Origin of the sequence: Thorsellia kenyensis (assembly GCF_042432445.1) — a bacterium.
Taxonomy (GTDB): Bacteria; Pseudomonadota; Gammaproteobacteria; order Enterobacterales; family Thorselliaceae; genus Thorsellia; species Thorsellia kenyensis.
In genome coordinates this window covers 1-5517 of the sequence record NZ_JBHLXE010000102.1, presented here as the reverse complement: position 1 = coordinate 5517, position 5517 = coordinate 1, and the positions used below count along the sequence as shown (strand labels likewise).

The window sequence follows — 5517 nt, the reverse complement described above, 5'->3', positions numbered from 1 at the left end:
ATGTCTGCTTTTGGTCATATCTTGCGAGTGCCCACACAGATTGTCTGATAAATTGTTAAAGAGCATTCAGTTTTTAAAATGAACTACTTGAGCTGTTCGCATCAAGTTAGACGCGCATTATAGTAACCTAATTAATTAACGTCAACTGTTTTTTTTAAATATTTTTCCTTCTCCTGTTTTTTTGATTTCTTTTTGTACTATTTGAGCTTTTCAGCAAAATCTCTTGCCCACGTTTTAACATATAACCAATCAGTATAATCAATGGATTTAGTCGTATCAGTTTCACCTTTTGTTATTTTCATAATCAATTTAATCATGTATTTATCAAGTAATTTATATTGGGGATAAACTAGAGCACCAGCAAATACTGCACATTTTTTAGGTTTCCACTGAATACGTGCTAAGAATTTTCTTGTATAAGAATTTGTTTCGGGGGTATTTTTGTCAAATTTTCTTGCTGTTAAATTTACAGAGTAAAAAGCTGTTTTTTTGCTATTAAGTATGGCAAATGTATCATCTATGAAACTGTAAATTGCCTTACTGAATTTTCCATATCGAATTGAAGCACCTATAATTATATGTGAATACTCATTTATATTGACGTCCTTAATGTCATTTATATTTATAATAGTCACCTTTTCATAATTTTCTCTAATTTCATTCGCTATAAAATCAGCTATTTTCTGTGTTTGACCATCAGATGTTGAATAGATAACTAATAGTTTAGGCATATTTATAATCATAATATTCTCATTCTTTATATTTAAATAATTCGGTTAATTTCGCCAAAAAGTTGGGGTAAGTAAAACTAGCAAAGTAAATACTTCTAATCGCCCAAAAAACATATTCAACAATAAAATCCATTTAGCTCCATCACTTATTTCTGAGAAGTTTGCTGCAACAGTGCCTAGCCCTGGCCCTAAATTATTAAGCGTGGCGGCTACTGCTGAAAATGCAGAGAACTCATCCATCCCTAGCCCTATTAAGGCAAGTAAACTAAGGACAAAAATAAGTACATAAGCTGAAAAAAAACCCCATACAGCCTCTATAATACGTTCTGGTAAGGCTCTTTGACCCAATTTAATTGTATATATGGCATTTGGATGTACTAATCTTTTCAATTCCCTTATACCTTGAAGATAAAGTAATAGCACTCTGATAACTTTCATCCCTCCCCCGGTTGAACCAGCACAGCCGCCTATAAAAGAAGCCATCATAAGCAACATAGGTAAAAAGAGCGGCCATTGGGAAAAGTTAGCAGTGCTAAATCCTGCAGTAGTAGCCATTGACTCAACCTGAAAAAATGCTTGATTTAAGTTTTCTTTAAATGTGGGGTAAACATTATGAGCAACAAGCACACTAGTACAAATAATTATTAAAAATACATGAATACCTAAGTAGACTTTAAATTCAAGATCTCTCCAGAAGAATTTTAGACTACGGCCATTTAACGCAGAAAAGTGTAGTGCAAAATTACACCCAGAAATAAAGAGAAAAATGCCGATAATTGTGTTGATTGTTGGACTATTGAAGTATGCAACACTTGCATCATAAGTGGAAAAACCACCAATTGCTATAGTTGCAAAACTATGGCATATAGCATCAAATAATGACATACCCGCAAGCCAAAGAAAAAATGCACAAATCACGGTTAATGTAACATAAATTATCCATAATGTTTTAGCTGTTTCAGCAATTCTTGGCTGCATTTTAGTATCTTTTAATGGTCCAGGAGTTTCCGCTCGATATAACTGCATTCCACCAATACCCAAAAGAGGAAGGATGGCTACAGCTAGAACGATTATCCCCATTCCACCTAACCATTGAAGCATTTGCCTATAAAAAAGTATGGCTTTGGGTAACTCATCAAGTCCAACAATGACAGTTGCCCCAGTCGTTGTAAGACCTGAAAATGATTCAAAAAAAGCATCAGGTATAGATAAAGAAGGACTTTCAGAGAACAAGAAAGGGAGAGATCCTACACTGCCTAATACAGACCAGAATAGCGCTACGATCAAAAATCCCTCTCGAGACTTTAATTCAGCTTTTTGTTGCCTATTTGGAAACCACAATAGAAAACCTAAAGAAAGCGCGACAAAAAAAGTTTTTGCAAAAGCCCTCCCCGCTCCATCATTATAGATAAGAGCCACTATTCCTGGTATGATCATTGTAATGGAAAAAATCATGATTAGCATACCAGTTATACGTGTAATTGTTCTAAAATTCATATACTAACTCATTTTAAATATAAGAATACGTATCACTAAATAAATTTGACATTGATACGTTTCTATTTTTTATTAGCCTATCTCTAGCTTCTTTAGCCATAGCTATCGGCCCTGCTAAATAAACATCAAACTCAGACAGATCAGCAAAATCTTTTTCAATAACATCAAGAACCATGCCTGTTTTTCCTTGCCATCCATGATTAGGAGAGACAACAACTGGATTAAAAAATAATTCATCGAAATTATCTTCTAACGCTCTTATTGAATCTAAATCATATAAAAAAGAAACACGATTTACACCCCAATAAAAATAGATAGGTCTTATTGTATTTTCACCCACTGGATTAGCCAGAGCTTCAATTAGTAAAGGTCTAATATAAGAATATCCAGTACCACCAGCAATCAATAGTAGAGGTCTGACACTCTCTTTTCTTAAATAACAATCACCTTTAGGTAATTCAATGTCTAAATATCCCTGTTCAGTTGCTTTTTGAATAACTTGAAAGCTATACTCATTTAATTCTGTTCCTCCGATATGCAACTCAATAAGTGTTGTTCCCTTAGCACTTTCACTTTGAACAGAAGCAATTGAAAAAGGCCGTTTATCCTCTGCTCCCATGATAACATTTAAATACTGACCAGCTAGAAAAGGGACCACAGTGTTGATTATCATTTTAATTTTAAATATTGTTGGTAATAATTGCTCTATCGATTCAATTTTACCCTTTGTTTCAAAAATCTCTGGTAGGTTAATTTGCATTTTCTCTCCTTATATCAATATAGTTTTTCTTTTATTGGTAAGTCTATCCCTAGTTTATCCCATATATCATCAATTTTTTTGACAATACTTTCATCTTTAACAATAGGTTCCCCCCATTCGCGTTGTGTTTCCCCATGCCACTTATTTGTTGCATCTAATCCCATTTTTGAACCTAAGCCTGATATGGGTGAGGCAAAATCAAGATAATCAATTGGAGTATTCTCTACAAGCACTGTATCTCTTGCAGGATCCATACGAGTGGTAATAGCCCAAATTACATCATTCCAATCTCTTGCATTTACATCATCATCACACACAATCACAAATTTGGTGTACATAAATTGTCTTAAAAAAGACCAAACGCCCATCATTACTCTTTTAGCATGACCTGGATATTGTTTTTTTATAGTGACAACAGCTAATCGATAAGAACACCCTTCTGGTGGAAGATAGAAATCGACTATTTCAGGGAATTGCTTTTGTAATATAGGAACAAATACTTCATTCAATGCAACGCCTAAAATGGCAGGTTCATCAGGTGGTCTCCCTGTATAAGTTGAATGGTATATTGGATTTTTTCTCATCGTAAGATGAGTTATAGTAAAGACTGGAAAAGAATCGACTTCATTATAATAGCCAGTGTGATCACCATACGGTCCTTCTGCGGCCATTTCTCCTGGTATGAGATATCCCTCAAGAATAATCTCAGCACTTGCAGGAACTTCTAAGTCGTTAGAAATACATTTAACAACTTCAGTTTTGTTTCCTCTTAGCAGACCCGCAAAAGCATATTCAGATAAAGAGTCTGGAACTGGGGTAACTGCACCTAAAATAGTTGCTGGATCAGCACCAAGTGCTACTGATACAGGGAAAGGTTTACCTGGATTAGTTTTTGTCCATTCAAAGTAATCAAGTGCTCCCCCTCTATGAGATAGCCAGCGCATAATTAATTTATTCTTTCCGATAAGTTGCTGTCTATATATCCCAAGGTTTTGTCTTTCTTTATGAGGTCCTTTTGTTACGGTTAGCCCCCAGGTGACTAAAGGAGCTATATCACCTGGCCAACAGTGCATAATAGGTATTTTTGTTAAATCGACTTCTTCACCAGAAAATATTATTTCCTGGCAAGGAGCTTTGCTAAGCCTTTTTGTAGGCATGTTGAGCACTTGTTTAAACGTTGGCAATTTTTCCCATAGGTCTTTAAATCCTTTTGGGGGTTCAGGTTCTTTTAAAAAGGCTAATAATTTACCTACATCTCGCAATGCAAGCACATCTTCCTGCCCCATTCCAAGTGCAACTCTTTTAGGTGTGCCGAAAAGATTACATAAAACAGGAATATCATAGCCAATTGGGTTTTCAAATAATAAAGCTGGCCCCCCTGCTCTTAAAACCCTATCCGCTATTTCTGTCATTTCGAACTTAGGATCTACAGGATATGATATCGTTTTTAACTCTCCTAACACTTTAAGGCGCTCAATAAATTCTCTTAAATCTTTATATTTCATAGTCTCAACTCATCTAATGATGGAATGCCATTTGTTAAATACGAAAAATTAAACAGTATAGAAGTGTTTAGAACCTCTAAAGTATTTACTGAATATAGCATTAGATTAACTTAGTACTTCGATTGTATAATTTAAATCATTTATTCATAATACCACTTTTGAAAAAAATTAGTGTATTTTTGAATTTATTATGAAAATTTCATGTCATTAGGAAAGTAAATCAATAAGATATAACTCTATCAATTATTATGATGATTTACTCCCTGCATTTTAATTTTTTAAGGGTATTTTATGTAAATTTCTCAAACAGATGAATTTCGTCAGTAAATTAATTTAAACAACCAGTAGAACATATTTTTACTACCCGCTACTAAATCAGGTATTTGACGCATTTGAATGGCATTGGGTGCAGTTTTAGTAATGTACCTTGATAGATATCTTTTAATTTTTCATACAGAGTCAATAACTATCCATCATGTAAATTAATATGCTTACATTGTTTTCAACTGGTAGCTTAGAGGTAAAATGTAGAATCAATAGCTTCTTAGTGAATTGCTGCACATCGATTAAAGTAACTATGTGAAGTCAGACTTTTTAATTTGCTTTGGGCAAGGCTTATAATCTAACAGTTCTTGATAGCGTACTTTACCTTCTGCTAAAATCTGTTAGATTGATAGTTCGTGGAAACTTAATGCATGTATGAATACTCCTGCAAAATTTGCAAGGTGAGGTGTCCTAAGTGTCAGTGTTAATTTTACTTTGCATAATAACTTAAGCATATGACTTGGATTAAAAACAACATTAAATGAATTAGCAAATGCGATAAATTGTTTTTTAAATAAACAACCCCTCACCTTAAAATATTGATTAATATTCTATATTTCATTTAAAATCGTGAGTTTTTTCAACTTTTCATTCAAGATATACGCCAAGCACTTCACTATACTTAATGTAAATACATGCGTAGGATCTTTAAAGTTATTGATTTAAAATTAATTTAAACGGCTGGTAAAGTCTAATCAAA

Annotated in this window: 4 protein-coding genes; all 4 read right to left on the bottom strand. The window is 33.7% G+C overall.

The features are described from left to right. Nucleotides 1-197 precede the first annotated feature (197 nt). From hemG to ubiD, 4 genes are read right to left on the bottom strand one after another with little or no spacing between them, the layout of a single operon-like run. Entirely contained in the window at nt 198-743 is a 546-nt protein-coding gene (gene hemG / locus ACFFIT_RS10405) for a menaquinone-dependent protoporphyrinogen IX dehydrogenase (protein WP_385877605.1), read from the bottom strand. 33 nt (nt 744-776) lie between these two features. After that, nucleotides 777-2228 (bottom strand): Trk system potassium transporter TrkH, encoded by a 1452-nt coding sequence (gene trkH, locus ACFFIT_RS10400; RefSeq protein WP_385877604.1) that lies wholly within the window; start codon nt 2226-2228, stop codon nt 777-779. Between the two features lie 13 nt (nt 2229-2241). Beyond that, the gene (fre, locus tag ACFFIT_RS10395) at nt 2242-2988 is read right to left on the bottom strand and encodes an NAD(P)H-flavin reductase (protein ID WP_385877603.1); all 747 of its coding nucleotides are present in this window, start codon (nt 2986-2988) and stop codon (nt 2242-2244) included. A gap of 14 nt (nt 2989-3002) precedes the next feature. Then, nucleotides 3003-4493, bottom strand: a complete 1491-nt coding sequence (ubiD, locus tag ACFFIT_RS10390; protein WP_385877602.1) for a 4-hydroxy-3-polyprenylbenzoate decarboxylase — start codon at nt 4491-4493, stop codon at nt 3003-3005. Nucleotides 4494-5517 lie beyond the last annotated feature (1024 nt).